The following is a 17,497-nucleotide window of genomic DNA, read 5'->3' as shown; positions in this document are numbered from 1 at the left end:
CGAAATAGACACATCACTAGGTGTCTGTATGTAGGTATAACGTATCATACTTGTGTGTAGTCGGTTACTTCCTCAGGCTTCCAGTGCCTATAGCGTCAAAGCGCCATATTCGACTTGTAATCGATACTGCTCCTCTACAATGCCGAGTGCCTTGGAGTCAGGCACCGGCGGATGACGTCATGGATTCAGTGCGGCAAAGGGAGCGGTCACGGCGACAGGGCTTGATATTGTGTTATCTGTCTATGCTGCGGGGTTGTACGCCAGGCGATGGAGACCGGTGCTGCCCGCAGCCTCGTCTTCTGCAATGAGCGGGCGGACTAGTCGCTTTTGTTTTAATAACGTGAATATTACTGAGGGGTAGTGTGTCCTAGGGCCCTCCGGGGCACACCACCCCTCATTCTGTTGAGTAATAAAACATCGAGATTGACGAGTTGCCGCCCCTTGCGTACTTGAGCGATTGAAATCGCGCGCCAAAGCAACAATTGTGCTTATTTTGCGCTCAAATGCGCACACTTCCGCTATAATTCCGAGACTTGCTACACAATATATCCATTGCTCGTGTTTGAATGATGCGCGAATAATCCCCCGAAAGGTATTGTCGGGTTAGCACCGTTGATCCGAGGATTGACGGCCAGAACGCAAAGCGCAGGGGCTATGCCGCCTGAAGCGGAACCGGTTACCGAAGGTAGGTTCGGCGACCGGTTTGCCGTGCGTGCGCGTTCGGGTTCTAGCTGTTTTCACCCGTGGTCCAGCTGAACTGCCATCCGAGCCAGCCGACCGCGACTGCACAAAGGAGTGACAGTGAGCGATATATCCAGCGCTACCATCGTTACCGGCCTGAAAAACCCTCCGACTCAACACGAACGGCTACTGGCGTGGGTAGCCGAGGTTGCCGAACTGACCACTCCCGATCAAATCGTGTGGTGCGACGGTTCGGACGCCGAATGGAAACGCCTCACCGGTGAATTGGTCGCATTCGGGACCCTGGAGCCGATTCCCGAAAAGCCGGACTCCTTCCTCGCCCGTACCGACCCCACCGACGTCGCCCGAGTGGAAGAGCGCACCTTCATCTGCTCCACCGAGCCCGAAGACGCCGGTCCCACCAATAACTGGACTTCTCCCGAATACATGCGCGAGACCATGACCGAGCTCTACCGAGGCTCGATGCGCGGTCGCACCATGTACGTGATCCCCTTCTGCATGGGCTCTCTCGAAGCAGAGCGCCCGATGTTCGGAGTCGAGCTCACCGACTCCGCCTACGTCGCCATCTCCATGCACATCATGACCCGCATGGGGACCCATGTCCTCGAAGCCATGGGTGCCGACGCCGACTTCGTTCCGGCACTGCACTCCGTCGGCGCTCCGCTGGAGCCGGGCCAAAGCGACGTGGCCTGGCCGTGCAATGACACCAAGTACATCTCCCACTTCCCCGAGAGCCGCGAAATCTGGTCCTACGGTTCCGGCTACGGGGGTAACTCCCTGCTGGGCAAGAAGTGTTACTCGCTGCGCATCGGATCGGCCATGGGACGTGACGAGGGCTGGCTCGCTGAGCACATGCTTATCCTGCGTCTGACCTCGCCGGAAGGCAAGGTTTACCACATTACCGGCGCCTTCCCGTCCGCCTGCGGTAAGACCAACCTCGCGATGTTGGAATCGACGCTGCCCGGATGGAAGGTCGAGACGCTCGGAGACGACATCGCCTGGCTCCGCTTCGGAGAGGACGGCCGTCTATGGGCGTCCAACCCCGAATACGGCCTCTTCGGCGTGGCTCCGGGAACCGACTACAAGACCAACCCCAACGCCATGCGCACCCTGGAGAAGGGTCACACCCTATACACCAACGTCGCGTTGACCGAAGGCGGCGACGTGTGGTGGGAAGGCATGGGCGAACCGCCGCTCAAGGCCACCGACTGGAAGGGCCGCGAGTGGACCCCCGACTCCGAAGAGCCCTCCTCGCACCCCAACAGCCGGTTCTGCACCCCCATCAAACAGTGCCCGATTCTGGCCGACTCCTACGAGGACCCGCGTGGAGTACCGATCGACGCGATCCTCTTCGGCGGTCGTCGCGCCACGACCATTCCGCTGGTCACCGAAGCGCGAGACTGGGTCCACGGCGTTTACATGGGTGCGACGCTGTCGAGTGAGACCACCGCTGCCGCCGCCGGAAAGGTCGGTGTGGTGCGGCGTGACCCGATGGCCATGCTGCCGTTCATCGGCTACAACGCCGGGGATTACTTCAACCACTGGGTCGGAATGGGCAAGGAAGCCGTCGACGAGTCCAAGCTCCCGTCGGTGTTCTACGTCAACTGGTTCCGCCGCGATGAAGACGGCGACATCCTGTGGCCCGGCTTCGGGGAGAACATCCGCGTACTGAAGTGGATCGTGCAGCGCATCGAAGGCAACGCCGACGCGGTGGAGACGCCCATCGGATTCAACCCGACGCCCGAATCCATCGACGTATCGGGGCTCGACCTCGACGAAAACGACCTGAAGAAGTCGCTCAAGGTCGACGTCGACGAGTGGAAAGAAGAGATTCCGCTGGTGGAAGAGTGGTTCTCCAAGATCGGCGAGCGCCTGCCCACCATGCTGTGGTCGGAACTCGACACCCTGAAAAACCGCCTCGGCATCAACGTCATCGACGAAAACAAGTAGATTCTCGGTGCGGCGCGAGCCGCACCGACCCTGGCCTCTGCGGTTCCGGGAGACGGAGCCGCAGGGACATCGGCGTCTTTTGGGCAAGCGCGCCGAGCGCGGACGTATTCGGGATTACCCGAATTTCCGTTTCACGTATGCAATCGAACTGGATTCTTCGGCACGTATTCGACGCGCCGGAGGGGACGGCACCCCGAGTTAATGCCGCGATCGTGCGGCATGACATTTGGATTATTCCCTGTGGGTATCCCGAATACGTCCGCTTATTCAGCTGAGGGAAACGTCATTTTCCGAATTAATCTCAGAGTCACAGTGTCATTTCCGACATCTCATTGGTCTCCAGATTCCGACACCGCTTCATCGATTTCCTCGATTGATCGCAAGATGAGCTTCCAACCCAATGCGCATATGTGCTGGTAGACACGTATGTACGTCGAGGGAGAGCCAGACCACCGCTAACTCAACCGGCGAGCCACTAACAGCGCGAAGTTCGTGTATTCGGCGGTCGAGCTGCCTGTTTTGTCCTCAAGAGCTCAACCGCCAGACTGGTCCCACGGATAAGCCAACCGGCGAGCCGCAAACGACGCGCCGTAGGCGCGGAGTACAGCGGCGGTAGAGCTGGAGAGCAGCTCAGGTTGTTCCAGGTGCTGCAGATTTGCGCGAGGAGGAATCGTAGCGACCTTCAGGTCGTGAGAATCCCCCGCAGCGCAAATATGGAGTGCCTGGGACAGGCTGAGCGGTCACCCACCAACCAAAGGCGGCGTGGTGTGCAGGGGCCTGAGCGGTCACCCACCCACCAACCAAAATACAATGGGGGTGTGGTGTTCTCTCAACTTCTCTACAGAATCTACGAACGCCGGCTCACCAAGGAGCTCGCGGGTCGTACTTTGCCGCAGCACGTCGGCGTCATGATCGACGGTAACCGTCGCTGGGCGCGCGATATGGGGTACAAAGACCCGGCGGACGGGCACCGTGCCGGGGCCAAGCACGTGAACCGCATGCTGGCCTGGTGTGATGAAGTGGGCATTCGCCATGTCACCATCTATCTGCTGTCGACGGAGAATCTGTCTCGACCGAAGGACGAGGTCGAGCCGTTGCTCGATATCATCGCCGAGTTGGCGGACGAGCTGGCCGAACCCCAGCGGCCGTGGAAACTGCAGGTCGTTGGCGCTCTGGATCTGCTCAACACCGAGCACGCCAAGACTTTGAAGCAGGCGGAGAACCGTACCGCGCACAAGAGCGGGGTACGGGTGAATTTGGCGGTCTGTTACGGCGGTAAGCAGGAGATCGCCGACGCGGTGCGTTCGTATCTGGAAGGTGAGGACGCCAAGGGCCGTTCTCTGCGGGACGTCGCCGCCGACATCAATGTCGAGGCCATCGCCTCGCACCTGTACACCAATGGGCAGCCGGACCCCGATCTCATCATTCGTACCAGCGGGGAACAGCGCATCAGCGGTTTCCTGCTGTGGCAGTCGGCGTATTCGGAGTTCTTTTTCTCCGACACGTATTGGCCGGGTTTCCGGCGGGTTGACTTTCTGCGTGCGCTGCGGTCGTTCGCCACCCGTAATCGACGCTACGGGAAATGAGCGTTTAGGCGATGCTGACGCCTTGTTCGCGGAGGTCGTCCAGGGCGGTGGTCTTGGATTCCTCGGCGACGGCGGCCGTGTAGTCGACCAGTACCGTCGTGTCGAATCCGTTGTCGGCGGCGTCGGCGGCGGTGGCCTTCACACAGTAATCGGTCGCGATCCCCACGATGTCGACGGTGTCGACGTCGTTTTGCCGTAGCCAGTCGTTGAGCGATACCTCGCCCCGGTTGCCTTCGAATCCCGAGTACGCCGCGTCGTAGGCGCCCTTGTCGAAGATCGCTTCGGCCGCCTCGGAGTTGAACGACGGGTGGAACTCGGCTCCGTCGGTGCCGACGACACAGTGCGGGGGCCAGGAGTCCTGGAAGTCGGGCTCCGGCGAAAAATGGCCGCCCGGATCGATGTGCCAGTCGCGCGTGGCCACGATGTGGTCCCAGCGCTTGGGCGAATTGCGGATCAGGTCGGTGATGGCCTCCGCGACGGCACCCCCGCCGGTGACGCCCATGGAGCCACCCTCGCAGAAGTCGTTCTGTACATCTACGACAATCAGTGCCTTACTCATGTCTTCAGCATAACGCATGAGGCAATGCCGTGCGTACGACGCGAACGGGGGTCCCACCGACAGCGGTGGGACCCCCGTTCGCTCTGCTCAGACCGTCAAACGCCGCCGAGTTACTTGAGCGACGGCATCATCGGCGTCTGCACCAGCTGTTCGCCGTCCTTACGGGTGACGAGGGTGCCTCGGCCCGGAGGCTGCGGCTTCGGGCGGAGCTTGTTGACGATGTTTCCTTCTTCCTTACGACCACTCATCACGTAGACGGGACACTCGGCGTCCTTGATCTTTCCGAGCACCGGGTCGGAACCGGAGCGCGCGGCACCGGCCATGCGACGGGCGATGATGAAGTGGAAACCGATGTCGGTGCCCTGCCCGATGAAGTCCGAGAACTTGGCCAAGGGGTTGGTGCGTCCGGAACCGGTCGTTTCGTAGTCGTCGACGATGACGAACAGTTCGGGGCCCTTCCACCAGGACTTGTCACGCAGCTGCTGCGGGGTGACGTCGTCGCCGGGCAGTCGGCTCTCGATGAGGGGCGCGATGCCCTCCACGGCCTTCTTCATCTTGTCGGTGCTCATGACGTAATCCAACAAGGTCGGCTTGGTGATCTGTTCGATCATGTCGCGCCGCAGGTCGATGTTCAGGATCTTGGCCTTCTTCGGGTCGTAGTTGTCCTGAATGTAGCGACCGATGTGGCGTAGCAGGTTGGTCTTCCCACATTCGGCCTCGCCGAAGATGAGCAGGTGCGGGTCCTGACTGGGGTCCCAATGCACCGGCTTGAGCCCTGCTTCGTTGATGCCGATGGGAATACCCGGCTTGGCGCTGTTCTCGGCGACCTGCAGCAGCTCTTGCGGCGGCATTTCGCGTGGCAGCAGACGCAACGGCGGGGCAGGCTCGGCCTGCCAGGCCTGTTTGACCTGCTTGACCATGTCCTCCACACCGGGCGACAGGTCGTCGGCGTCGCGGATGCCGTCGATGCGCGGCGCGGCGGCCATGGAATGCAGCTTGTTCAACGTCAGACCGCGTCCCGGGCGGTTCTTCGGCACGTTCAGCTGCAGTTTGCGGTCGACTTCGGACTCCATGTTGTCGGAGAGCTTGAGCTCCAACTTGGTGCCGAACATGTCGCGCATGTTCATACGAATGTCGCCCCAACGGCTGGCGGTGACCAGCACGTGGATTCCCATGGAGAGACCACGGTTACCGATGGTGCGGACGGTGTCGACGAAGTTGTCGAAGTCCTCGCGGACGGTCAACCAGTTGTCGATGACCAGGAAGATGTCGCCGCGTGGGTCGTCGGTGAACTTACCTTCGGCTTTTCCACGCCGGAAGGTACCGATACCGTCGATGTTGTTGTTGGTGAAGTATTCCTCACGCTCGTTGAGGATCATCTCCACTTCCTGGAAGGTACGCCGGATGCCTTCCTCGTCGCGGCGGCCGAAGACTCCGGCCACGTGCGGGAGGTCGGCGAGGCCGCGGAGCGTACCGCCACCGAAGTCCAGGCAGTAGAACTGAACTTCGCGTGGAGTGTGCGTCAGACACAGCGAGGAGACCATGCTGCGCAGCATGGTCGACTTACCGGACTGCGCCCCACCGACCAGGGCGAGCGAACCACCGGCACCCGAGAGATCCACGGTGAACGGCACACGCTTCTGTTCGCGTGGACGGTCTTCCTCACCCACGATGGCGGTCAGCTTGTTGTTCAGCGGGAAGTTCGGCACCGACAGGCCACGCTCGGGAGTGGCTTCCAGCGGCGGGAGCAGCTCGTCGATTGTGGGCGGCTTGTCGAACGGAGGCAGCCATACCGCGTGCGCGGGTTTGCCCTGGCCGCGAACGTGATTGACCAGAACTTCGAGTTCGGACAACGGCTGCCCGTCCTCGCCCATGATCTTGACGACCTCGTCGCCGTCGTCCTCCGGCTTCTTCTCCTGCTCCGGTTCGGGCGGAAGTTCCACGTGTCCGGGCAGGAAGCGCTGGACGCGGTGCTGTACGGCCGCGGCACGCTCTTCTTTGGACGTGTGGCGCTTGTAGGTTCGCTTGTAGTCGCCACCGACGTAGGAGGCGCGGAAGCGGACCAGTCCCTCACTGGGAATCTGTAGGTAACCGTGACCGGGTGCCTGCGGTAGTTCGTAGGCGTCCCCGGTACCGATGACCGTGCGGGATTCGGAGGCGGAGAAGGTACGCAGCGCGACGCGATAGGACAGGAAGGTGTCGAGACCCTTGAGCTTTCCCTCTTCCAGACGCTGCGAGGCGAGGAGCATGTAGACCCCGATGGAACGCCCGATACGTCCGATCTGCAGGAACACGTTGATGAACTCGGGTTTGGCCACCAACATTTCGGAGAACTCGTCGGCCACGATCATCAAGGCCGGCAAGGGCTCCAGGTCGGCTCCGTTTTTACGCGCCTTTTCGTACTCGGTGCGGTTGGTGTAGTTACCGGCCGCGCGCAGTACTTCCTGGCGGCGCAGCAGCTCACCCTCGATGGCGTCGGCCATACGGTCGACCAGGGAGACTTCGTCGGCCAGGTTGGTGATGACGGCGGAGGTGTGCGGCATGACGTCCAGGGACGCGAAGGTCGCACCACCCTTGAAGTCCACCAGAATGAAGTTGAGCTCATCTGAGGAGTGGGTCGCCACCAGCGCACCGACCAGGGTGCGCAGCACCTCGGACTTACCCGAACCGGTCGCACCGATCAGAAGTCCGTGGGGACCCATACCGTTCTGTGCGGCTTCCTTGAAGTCGAGTTCGATCGGAGCCCCGTCGGCGCCCGGGCCGATGGGAATCTTCAGGAAATCGTAGAGCGGCTTGTCCTTCCAATGCACCTTCGGGTCCATGTCATCGGGGTCGAAGCCGAGGAGGTCGGCGAAGTTCGTGCCCTCCGCCAAGGGAGACTGCGCCAGTTCCGCACTCTCCAACTGATCGCCCAAACCGGGTGCCGGACCGACGGTCATGCGCCACTTCGACATGGAACGGGCAATACCCTCGGCTTCGCCATAGGACAGTACGTCCGGCGCTCCGAGCTTGCGGTGCTTGTGATTCTGGGTGGCCGTTACGTCCTCTTCGTATTCGATCAGCTTGTAGCGTGGTCCGGCCTTGCGGGGGAGCTCCCCCTTGAAGTCGAAGACGGAGACGCCCGCGAGGGTGCCCGCGCCGATCGGATCGTCACTGGTGACGTCCCCGCCGTCGACGACCACCACGACCATCGGCTGCTCGTCGGGAGGCACGGAGGCAGGGCTCCAGGCTCCTCGGCCCTGCAATTGGTCACGGAGCGACTTTTCCAGTTCCTCGGCGGAATGGAACATGAGTCGTACCTCGCCGGCCCCGTCTTCGGTCGACGGATGTTGGTTGTGCGGCAACCATTTCAGCCAGTGCCAGTCGCTGATTCGGTCGGGTGCGGCAACGACGGCGATCAACAGATCGTCCGGTGAATGCAGAACCGCCATATGGCACAGTTGTGCCCGGACGTTGCCGGCCACCACGTCGCGCTGGCCACGAAGCATGTGAATGGCCGCGTGTGTGATGTTGAGCGCTCGAGGCATGTCGTGAACACTGGAGTGAGCGGACACAAAGCGTCGCAAAGCGATCGACGACATCGGTTCGAGGTCCTCGACCGGTTTCGTTTCCGGCGGAACGATCTTCATCGACAAGCGGTGCTTCCCGACCCCGACTCGCGACATCCAGACGTCGTCGTCGGTACGACGGCGCTCCCACATGCGGCGCGTTCCCACCAAGGACCACAGCGCCTTCGGGTCGGGCAGGGTCCAACGAGCCGAACGCCACTGCTTCTCAGCACCGTTACGCGCCCGGCGGCGCACTTGGCTGAGGTAGCGCATGAAATCGCGACGTTCGGCGTCGAACTCGGCCTTCTTGTTGTTCTTGCCACCGGCGATGTTGGTGATCATCATGCCCATCATCGAGACACCCATGAGACCACCGGCCAGCATCATGAGCTCATTGCCTTCACCGCCGCCACCGCGCATACCGCGTCGCGACATCATCAGCATCATCGACAGGCCTCCCGCTACCATCGGGATGACCATCAGGTACTGGGCCAGGTTCTTCGGTTGGGCCTCCGGCATGTCCGGCGGGGATTCGAGAATAATCTCCCCACGGGGCATGGGCGGGCCGTACTTTCGTTTCTGGCGCCGGAAAATCTTGGTCGTCACGCTCTAACCTCGAAGCAGCCGGGAGTTCAAACGGTCGTTCAATCAATCGTGACCGGTCGGGCCGGGCCTCCGCGCACGGCGGAGAACACGGCACCACACCAGGTACACCGTATCCATGAGGCCGGATAAGTCGGTCGTCCCGCGTTCCGATGTCGCCGTTTCCATGCCACGATGAATCCGGTATCCAGGACATTGCGAGGACTGTTCTTAATTCGGCCTCCATGTATTCCAGGATAATCCAGGGCCACAAACGCCGACACCGGTGTCGTCCAGGACCGGATATCGCTTCCCTTCCTCCACGACGATCGCGGGTCCGCCCTCGGGAAACCCGATGCTTCGGCCCACCCGAACCCCCGGTGAACCTGGGCGTTTCCCCGTTTGCGGCGTGTCGGTATGATGAGAGACAACGGCTCACAGTCAACCCGCATGGCAATGGAACCGACGGCATACCCTGTCGCCCACCCCTTTGCGCATCCAGTGACATGTGATTGGCACCCGGGCCGTATTCTGTTGCTATTCCCCGGCACTGTCGTAATTCACACGGAGGTCATAAACGGTGAGCAGCCAATCGGCGACTCTCACTAGGGTCACCATTATCAGCCCACGCAGTCGTATCGACCTGGCATTGCCTTCGGACGTGCCAATGGCCGACATGCTCCCCACCGTCCTTCAACAAGCCGGGGAGTACTACATCGACGAGGCACTGGACAGCGGAGGCTGGATTCTCAGCCGCCTCGGAGACGACCCGATCGACATGGGTCAGTCCTGTTCTCAACTCGCCGTTCACGACGGCGACATACTTTATCTCAACCCGGCCAACTCGGCGAAGCCCGAAGTCGTCTTCGACGACGTCATCGACGCCATCGCCACCGCCACCGAAGCACGCACGGACAAGTGGAACCACAAGGCCACCAAACGATTCGCCACCGCGCTCGGCACCATTGCCCTGTGCACGGGGGCGCTCGCGGTGCTGCTGGCCGGTCCGCCGCACTTCCCGGGAGCGACCACGGCCCTGGGGGCCGGAATCGTTCTGATCGGGGTGGCGGCCATTCTCTCCCGCGCCGTCGGTGAGGCACGAGCGGCGACGTACTTCGGGATCACGGGTGTCTGCTACGGAGCCGTGGGTGGGCTCCTCATCCTGGCGGGCGATCACTCGCTCTTCGAGCTCGGAGAACCACACCTGTTCATGGTGGCCTCGGTCGTGGTGCTGTATTCGGTGATCGGCATCGTGGCGATCGGAACCATGAGTTCCGCCCCCGTCTTCGTGACCACGATCTTCTCCGCTTTGGTGCTCGGCATCAGCGTGGGAGTCAAGATGCTCTTCGGGGAAGGCGGCGACGCGGCCCTGGCCGCCTCCATCGCGGCGGCGCTGGCGCTCAGCCTGATTCCCTTCGCACCCAAATTCGCCCTGGGAATGGCGAAGGTTCCCGTGCCCACGCTCCCCAACACCAGCGACGAACTGAAGAGCGCCGGGGAAGAGAACGTCGACGGCAAGAAGATCCTCCAACTCAGCCAGTACGCGGGGAACTTCCTCGCCGCGATGTACGCCTTTGTGGCCGTGGTGGGATTCGTTTCCGCTCTCACTCTCGCGTTCTCCGGGAAGCTCCCCGGTTTGATTCTGGCGACGGTGATCTCGTTGATTCTCCTGAGCCGGGCGCGGACGATCGAAACGTATTCGGCCCGACTCGCGGTCATGGCCGCCGGTCTCGGTGGACTGGGAGCGACCCTGGCGGCGATCTTCGTGGCCGGGTCCCTTCTGATCAAGTTGGTGGCCGTCCTGGGTGCCTTGGTTCTGTTGACCGTCATCACCATGGGGTACGGACTGGCCGTGTCCGGCAAGAAACTGCCCCCGACCTATGGCCGTATGCTCGATATCTTTGAGGCCCTGATGATCGTGTCCTTGATCCCGCTCACCGGCTGGATGGCGGGCTGGTACATGTGGGGCCTCGCGATCAAGGGTTAGGTGAGAATTACATGGCACAACTACGCTCGCGGCGCGAACAGGTAGAGGCGCACAAGTTCACCACGACCCGTATGAACCTGGCCCTCCTGCTCGGCAGCCCAGACTCCCTGGAACGCCCCATGCGGCGTATCGGGGTTTCGATCCTGGCCTCGGTCGCCATCATGGCCGTGATCCTCGGTATCTTCGTCATCGTCGCCATGTTGGACAAGGGGCGCGACGAACCGCAGCTTGGCTCGATCATCATCGATAAAGAGTCCAATACCGTCTACGTCTACATGAAACCGCCGGAGAGTGTGGACACCGAGGAAGAGGGCGGCCTCCTGTTCGAGGTGCAGAACTACACCTCGGCCCTGCTGATGGTGGAAGACACCGGGGGACAACCCAATGTGCAACGGCTGAAGCCGGAATCCTTCTCCCACATTCCGCGCGGTTGGCAAGTGGGAATCGTGGGCGCGCCCAGCAGTCCGCCCACTGAGGACCAGATTCTGAAGAACTCCGACTGGAACCTCTGCAACATGCCGGCGCGGCCGGACACCGACACCTCCCTGCTCCAACTGGGGATCAAGGACCTACCCGAACCGGACACCTGGATCGACGGTCAGGATTGGCTCGTCGTCCGCAGCGCGGAGGAGCGGCTTTTCCTCATCGCCAACGGTCTCCGGCATGAAATCGTCGATCCGGAGACGATCGGCGGTCTGCACATCAATGAGGACAACATCGTGGAGGTGCGCGAACACTGGATCGACGCCGTGGAAGCGGGCCCCGACCTGGAACATCCCGACGTTCCTTCGCTGAGTAAGGATTCCGGAGTAGAGGTCGACGGTGCGGAGCTCAAATTCGGCAGTGTGGTGACCTCGGACGACAACTACTATGCACTGGTTCCCGACGGTTCGGGAGGGGCGACCTTCGCTCCCATCGGCGCGGTCAGCCAGGCTCTACTGGCTTCTGAGTACGCCTTCGGGGAAGCGAGCGAGATCAGTCGAGCCACGTTGACCGACCTCGGCACCGACGGTGAAGTGGAAAAGGCCGGCATGCCACAGGAACTCGGCGAAGCCGTCAAACTGGACGGCGGTCAACCCGCGGTCTGCGGTATCTTCAGCCCGGGTGAAGACGTGGAAGAGCAGCGGATCAACATCGGCGTGTTCGAGCGTGCGCCGGAGACCCTACGGGAGGCCGCCGACAATCTGGCCACCGATGAGTTCAATGGCGAGCTTCCCAACGGAGCACCGGCCAACCTGGTCATTGAGGGTAGTAAAGCCGTTTTGGCCATGGAGACTCAGCTTCCCGGACAGACCTTGAAATCCAATACCTTCTTGATCGACGAGATCGGCGTTAAATACGGTCTGGTTGACAGCGAAGGGATCGCGGGCGGAACCATGTCCCGACTCGGTTACGACGAGAGCATGGTAACCGAGGTGCCGGACGTGTATTTGAACCTCATCAACAATGGGGCGGACCTGGACCCGGTGGAAGCACGGCGGCAGATCAATCCGACCCTGTCCAGCGACGACTTCAACTCCGAGCTCAATCAACAGGACGACAACGACGATTAACGGACGAGCGGGCACGCTGGAGACACGGCGTGCCCGCCTGCCGTTCTTGAGTTATAGGACCGTTTCGATCTCGGCGCTGAACTCGTCGACGGTGATCGATGCGTCCGCGTCGACATTAGCGGAGGTGCCGACGAATTCCACCTCAGCTTCGGCCTGGAGGGTCGCACTCACCTCCGTCTCGTCACTGACGTCGTATTCCAGCTCCAGCTGGACGTCCTCTGCGGAGGTGTATACCTCGGCTTCGGTCTCTCCGGTCGCCAGGTCGTAGTGCGTGACCTCGAGACTCATCGTGACCGGATCCCCCACTTGGTGGCTGGTGACGTCGTCCTGCTCCAGAGAAGAGTCGGTCGTGCTCGCTCCGGCGGCGGCACTGCTGAAGGCGTAGACGGTGACGTAGCCGTCCTTGTTTTGAATGGGAACCGACGTCAGATTCAGGGCTCCCAGCATGGTCGTGATGTCCCCGGAGCCGACATCGCTGACGTCGTCGGTGGTGATGGAGCCGGTGTCGGCCTCCAGCACTGCCGTGACGTTTCCCGACAGTGCGCCGGTCTCCAGACTGACGTCGGCGTCGGTGACGAGTTGGATTCCGTCGGAGCTCAGATCGAAGTCCAAAGGAGTACAGAGGTATTCGGTGATGTCGACGCCGTCGTCGATCGGTTCGGTCTGGAACGGATTGGCGGCGGTAGCCGCCGGGGCGGCGGCGAATACGGCCAGCGGAGTCGCGGCGAGACCGGCAATTGTACGTTTGACGGAATGGCTCAGTGGCATATGGACGTGCTCCTCACGATTGATGCCGATGGGACTGTTGATTTCCTCGTGCGATTCAGTCGGAACGCGCACTAATCGGACTATAAAGAAGAATCATCGCCTCCGTGGGGCGGAACGTGAAAATGCCGTGAGAAGAGACGGATAGGCGACTAAGGGTGGAAAGGGCGCGTTGGACGGAGAGAAGTCGCTGCGGAGAGGCGGAAAGTGAATCGGTCGACGCCGTCATGTCGCGCCGCATACCGAATAGTAATGTAACGAACGCCACAATTTGCACATCATCGCCTCGACGGCAATGCGTGGGCGAACATTCCTGGCCAGGGAACGGCGGCAGTCCATAATGGCGTTGATACGCCGTAGCAAGGCCTCGGGCGACATCTTCGTCGCCGCCGCTCGGGTGACGTCGGAGACGTCGGTGTGTACCAGTCGGACCGGAGCTCCCAAACGCGTGACGAGCGCGTCGCGATAGAAATCGGCCAGATCGACCAGGGCGCGGTCCAGAGAATCACGTTGCGCGCGGGTATCCCGCGTTTTCTGCTTCTTCTCCAGATCCTTCAACGCCCCCGCCGAACCACGGGCGGCCTTGGTGGCGCCCTTACCGGTACCACCTTTACCCAGGGCGGTTTCCAAATCGGCACGCTCCTGGTCGGACTGCTCGGCGTAGCTGTCGGCCGCTTCCGCTTCGGCGGTTTCCACCAACTCCGCGGCCGCGGTGAAACAGGCACTCAGTCCGGAGAGAGAGCGGGGGATCGCCAATACCGCGTCCCTCCGCGCCTGTGCCGTGGGATCGGTGGCCAAACGCCGTGCCCTGCCGATATGGCCCGACGTGGCACCGGCGTACAGCCGCGCCTCGCGTTCGGAGACACCGTCACGTTCCATCAGGAGGCGGCTTACCGCTGCGACCGGAGGCTGCCGCAGGGCCTTGTGGCGGCAACGGGAACGGATGGTGATGCTGATTTCGGCGGGGTTGTCCGAGGGCGCGCACAACAGGAACACCGTCGCACGGGGAGGCTCTTCGATGGCTTTGAGCAGGGCGTTCCCGGCCGCTTCGGTGAGTCGATCGGCGTCCTCCACGATGAGAACGCGCCACGGTGCCGACGTGGGGGTGCGAGAGGCGCCTTGAATCAAACGGCGGACACTGTCCACCCCGATGGAGAGCCCTTCGGGTATCACTCGGGTGACATCGGAATGGGTGCCTCCCAAAACCGTATGGCACACGGAGCAATCGCCACAACCGCCGCGCGGACACTCGAGCGCGGCGGCGAAGGCCAACGCCGCCGTCGACCGTCCCGATCCGGGCGGACCGGTGAAGAGCCAGGCGTGGGTCAAACCGACTGCGGAATCGGAGGCGGCAGCGCTGAGAGTATCGGCGAGCTCAACCTGGCCGATGAGTTCGTCGAATACGGGTGCTGCCATTGGTACGCCCCTCGCTTCAGATATCGCTAGTGATCCGTGCCGTCGTAAGTCATCGTCGTTGCCTTGACATCACCGTCACGCTCATGTGGAGAATGACGCGTGCCGTTGGAACGCGAACCGTTGTTCGGTGTGGAGAACGAGGAGTCCAAGTCCGGCCAGTCGGATTGTCCGGCCCGACGCAATTGCTCCATGTTCAAGCGTTGCCGCACGTCGTTCAGGATATCATCGGCTATCGCGCCTGGATCGCCCGTGACGGGAACGACGAGGTAACGTCCGGGTCGTTTGCGAGCCAGAGCCAGGAAGCTCTCGCGAACGGTGGTATGGAAGTCAACGGTTTCCTGCTCGATGCGATCCCCCGTGCTGTCTCCTTTGGCGCGTGCCACACCGACGGCGGGATCGACGTCCAGAAGAATGGTGAGATCCGGTGTCAACCCGTCGGTGGCCCACTTGGACAATCCGGCGATGTCATCGGCCCCCAAACCACGACCGGCGCCCTGATAAGCGATCGAGGAGTCCAGGTATCGGTCGGAGATGACGACCTTGCCCTCGGCCAGAGCCGGCTTGATCACGGTGTTCACGTGATGGGCGCGATCGGCGGCGTACAGCAGCGCCTCGGCACGGTCGGACGGCGCGTCGGAATTCTTGGCATCCAAGATGAGCGAACGAATCCGACTGCCGAGCTGGGTCCCGCCCGGTTCCCGAGTGTGGACGACGTCGTAGCCGGACTGCTTGAACCAGGCGACGAGCTTGAGGACCTGAGTGGTCTTACCGCTGCCTTCCCCGCCTTCGAAGACGATGAACACTCCCGGAGCGTTGGCCGAACCGGTGGGAGCGCTGTCCTTACGCGTGATCGAACGCCAGAGGTCGCCGAAGAGGTTCACCCCCGGTTTGTCGTCCATCCGACGGAAAGCGTAGACGCCCAGAATCCCCACCAATAGCGCCGCGACCAACAGTAGGACACGGCTGGGGCTGATATATCCGTAGCTCAACCAGGTGGTGGCCCAACCCGCCAGCGGGGCGGAAATCACCATGGCGGCCATGAGGACCACCCGCGCGGAGATGGCGATAAAGGAGAACATGCGCCCGCGGACGTCGTCGTGCACCTCACGTTGCAGCAAGGTGATTCCGGCCAGGAACGCCATTCCCGCACCCAGACCGATGACGAACGAACCGATCAGACCGAGATGCAGGATCGGAGCGAGCGCGTCGGCGACCAGACCCAACGCGGCCACCATGATGGATACGGCGAACCAACGGGGACGCGACAGCGAACCCACGAGCTTGGGGCCGAACACGATTCCCGATCCCAGACCGATGAAGAGGACCGCGGCGAGCGTGTTGAACGCCGCGCCGCCTCCGCCGAGGTCGATGGCATAGGTCTGACCCACGCCGATGAGAATACCGGCACCGCTGAAGGCGCCCAAGATCCCGATGATCAGTCCCCGCACCAGTTCGTGGCCCCGCAGATAGCCGAGGCCGTCGACGAAATCGCGCCACATCGACTGCGGTTTGGGGGTCTCCTGGCGGTCACGGCCGGAAATCTCGGGAATGAAGAAGAAAACGGTAACGGCGGCGATGAGGAACATTGCCGCGTCAATGTAGAGCGCCAACACCATGGGTTCACCGAACATGCCCCAGGCGGACCATTGGGAAGCACCGCGTTCAAGAAGAGCCAAGACGCCGAAGGCCAGAGGCGGAGCCAGCCCGTACGTCGTGGCCAAGGTCAGTTGATTGGCCGTCTCAAGCTTACTGTGCGGCAACAGATTGGGGATGGACGCTTCCTTGGCGGGCATCCAGGCCATGACCACCAGTTCGATGAGGATCTGAGCCACCCCCAGCCACACCATGGTGAAGGCGACGTTCTCGGTGAGGACATAAACCGTTGGGGTGGAAGCAATAAGGAGGAAGCGCAGCACATCGCAGGTGGACATGGTGATGCGCCGATCGAATCGATCGGCCAACACGCCCGCGATCGGTCCGAACACCAACGACGGAAGCAGACGCAGAACAATGACACCCGCGAAGGCCAGACCCTTGGCGGTGGGGTCGTCGAACAGCGACTGCGCGAATCCAGCGGTAGCGAACAGCCCCAGCCAGTCACCGAAAGAGGCCAGCCCCAGTACCGTCCACAACTTTCGGAATGGCCCGATGCGAATTACGGTACGGAGATCAGCTGCGGCATTGGCCATGGCTTCCCTTCCTTCTGCTTTGGTTTAATGGTGACCGCTCAGCTTTCCCCAGGCACTCCACCTTTGCGCTGTGGGGGATTCTCACGACCTGAAGGTCGCGACGAATCCTCCGCGCGCAAATCTGCAGCACCTGGAACTACCTGAGCTCCTCTTCGGCTCTACCGCCGCTGCACACGCGCTACGCGCGTCGTTAGCGGCTCGCCGGTCGGCTCGTCCCTGGGGACAGTACGGTGACTGAGCTCCGATGGAACCACAGTTTGCTCTACTGCCGCTGCGCTGGAAACTCGCCGGTTGGCACTATCGCAGGATCAATCGGGTATTTGGAACTACAGCCGACTCTGCCGCTGCGTCACATTCTGCGTGATGCTAGCGGCTCACCGGTTGCAGCAGGGGTGCATGGTGGTCGAGTGTTCCTGGAGGTGCAGGCAGCTCCGTTACGGTACTAGGCGTCTATTCGGTATTGCCAATTTGTAGTGGGCCACTGAACCGTCCACGATACTCGGCTACTCAGACGTATTATATTGCAGGACTAGTGAGTTGCCTGGATCACCTATCGGTTTGGGTGGAGAGAGGCCCTAGATGACGGGAAGTGGCGGACAACAGGAGGGGCCTTCTTTATTGGAAGGCCCCTCCTGTGAGGTTCGTAGCGAGAACCAACGG

General features: G+C 61.8%; 9 protein-coding genes. 4 read left to right on the top strand and 5 right to left on the bottom strand.

Annotated elements, in window-relative coordinates:
* Nucleotides 1-810: 810 nt before the first annotated feature.
* Both HALAL_RS0103790 and HALAL_RS0103785 read left to right on the top strand, forming a co-directional pair.
* On the top strand, nucleotides 811-2,652 hold the full coding sequence (locus HALAL_RS0103790; RefSeq protein WP_025272722.1) for a phosphoenolpyruvate carboxykinase (GTP): 1,842 nt from the start codon (nucleotides 811-813) through the stop codon (nucleotides 2,650-2,652).
* A gap of 818 nt (nucleotides 2,653-3,470) precedes the next feature.
* Complete coding sequence (locus tag HALAL_RS0103785) at nucleotides 3,471-4,238, top strand: isoprenyl transferase (protein WP_025272721.1); 768 nt, start codon at nucleotides 3,471-3,473, stop codon at nucleotides 4,236-4,238.
* Nucleotides 4,239-4,242: 4 nt separating this feature from the next.
* Here the strand turns inward: HALAL_RS0103785 and HALAL_RS0103780 are convergent, their stop codons facing one another.
* Both HALAL_RS0103780 and HALAL_RS0103775 read right to left on the bottom strand, forming a co-directional pair.
* On the bottom strand, nucleotides 4,243-4,797 hold the full coding sequence (locus tag HALAL_RS0103780) for an isochorismatase family protein (protein WP_025272720.1): 555 nt from the start codon (nucleotides 4,795-4,797) through the stop codon (nucleotides 4,243-4,245).
* A 110-nt stretch (nucleotides 4,798-4,907) separates the two neighbouring features.
* Nucleotides 4,908-8,951 carry a type VII secretion protein EccC gene (locus HALAL_RS0103775; protein WP_025272719.1) on the bottom strand — a complete coding sequence of 1,348 codons (4,044 nt, stop codon included), beginning with the start codon at nucleotides 8,949-8,951 and terminating at the stop codon, nucleotides 4,908-4,910.
* A gap of 556 nt (nucleotides 8,952-9,507) precedes the next feature.
* On the opposite strand from HALAL_RS0103775, the gene eccD reads away from it, so the two are divergent.
* Together eccD and eccB are read left to right on the top strand one after the other, a co-directional pair.
* Nucleotides 9,508-10,914 carry a type VII secretion integral membrane protein EccD gene (gene eccD, locus HALAL_RS0103770; protein WP_025272718.1) on the top strand — a complete coding sequence of 469 codons (1,407 nt, stop codon included), beginning with the start codon at nucleotides 9,508-9,510 and terminating at the stop codon, nucleotides 10,912-10,914.
* An 11-nt stretch (nucleotides 10,915-10,925) separates the two neighbouring features.
* The gene (gene eccB, locus HALAL_RS0103765; protein ID WP_025272717.1) at nucleotides 10,926-12,467 is read left to right on the top strand and encodes a type VII secretion protein EccB; all 1,542 of its coding nucleotides are present in this window, start codon (nucleotides 10,926-10,928) and stop codon (nucleotides 12,465-12,467) included.
* A 51-nt stretch (nucleotides 12,468-12,518) separates the two neighbouring features.
* Here eccB and HALAL_RS0103760 read toward each other — a convergent pair whose 3' ends face one another.
* The 3 genes from HALAL_RS0103760 to tmk form a co-directional block, all read right to left on the bottom strand.
* Nucleotides 12,519-13,307: a hypothetical protein gene (locus tag HALAL_RS0103760; RefSeq protein ID WP_025272716.1), complete on the bottom strand. Its 789-nt coding sequence runs from the start codon at nucleotides 13,305-13,307 to the stop codon at nucleotides 12,519-12,521.
* A 150-nt stretch (nucleotides 13,308-13,457) separates the two neighbouring features.
* The gene (locus tag HALAL_RS0103755) at nucleotides 13,458-14,648 is read right to left on the bottom strand and encodes a DNA polymerase III subunit delta' (protein ID WP_025272715.1); all 1,191 of its coding nucleotides are present in this window, start codon (nucleotides 14,646-14,648) and stop codon (nucleotides 13,458-13,460) included.
* A gap of 26 nt (nucleotides 14,649-14,674) precedes the next feature.
* A complete protein-coding gene (gene tmk / locus HALAL_RS0103750) occupies nucleotides 14,675-16,837 on the bottom strand; it encodes a dTMP kinase (protein ID WP_025272714.1) in 2,163 nt (720 codons plus the stop codon).
* Between the last annotated feature and the right edge of the window lie 660 nt (nucleotides 16,838-17,497).

It is taken from the genome of Haloglycomyces albus DSM 45210 (assembly GCF_000527155.1).
In the GTDB taxonomy this organism is placed as follows: Bacteria; Actinomycetota; Actinomycetes; order Mycobacteriales; family Micromonosporaceae; genus Haloglycomyces; species Haloglycomyces albus.
This window is presented reverse-complemented; position numbering and strand designations above follow the sequence as displayed.

Bases quoted from the DNA above. Each gene is read 5' to 3' on its own strand.
- HALAL_RS0103780 (WP_025272720.1), bottom strand. From the start codon at position 4,797: ATGAGTAAGGCACTGATTGTCGTAGATGTACAGAACGACTTCTGCGAG.
- eccB (WP_025272717.1), top strand. From the start codon at position 10,926: ATGGCACAACTACGCTCGCGGCGCGAACAGGTAGAGGCGCACAAGTTC.
- HALAL_RS0103755 (WP_025272715.1), bottom strand. From the start codon at position 14,648: ATGGCAGCACCCGTATTCGACGAACTCATCGGCCAGGTTGAGCTCGCC.
- tmk (WP_025272714.1), bottom strand. From the start codon at position 16,837: ATGGCCAATGCCGCAGCTGATCTCCGTACCGTAATTCGCATCGGGCCA.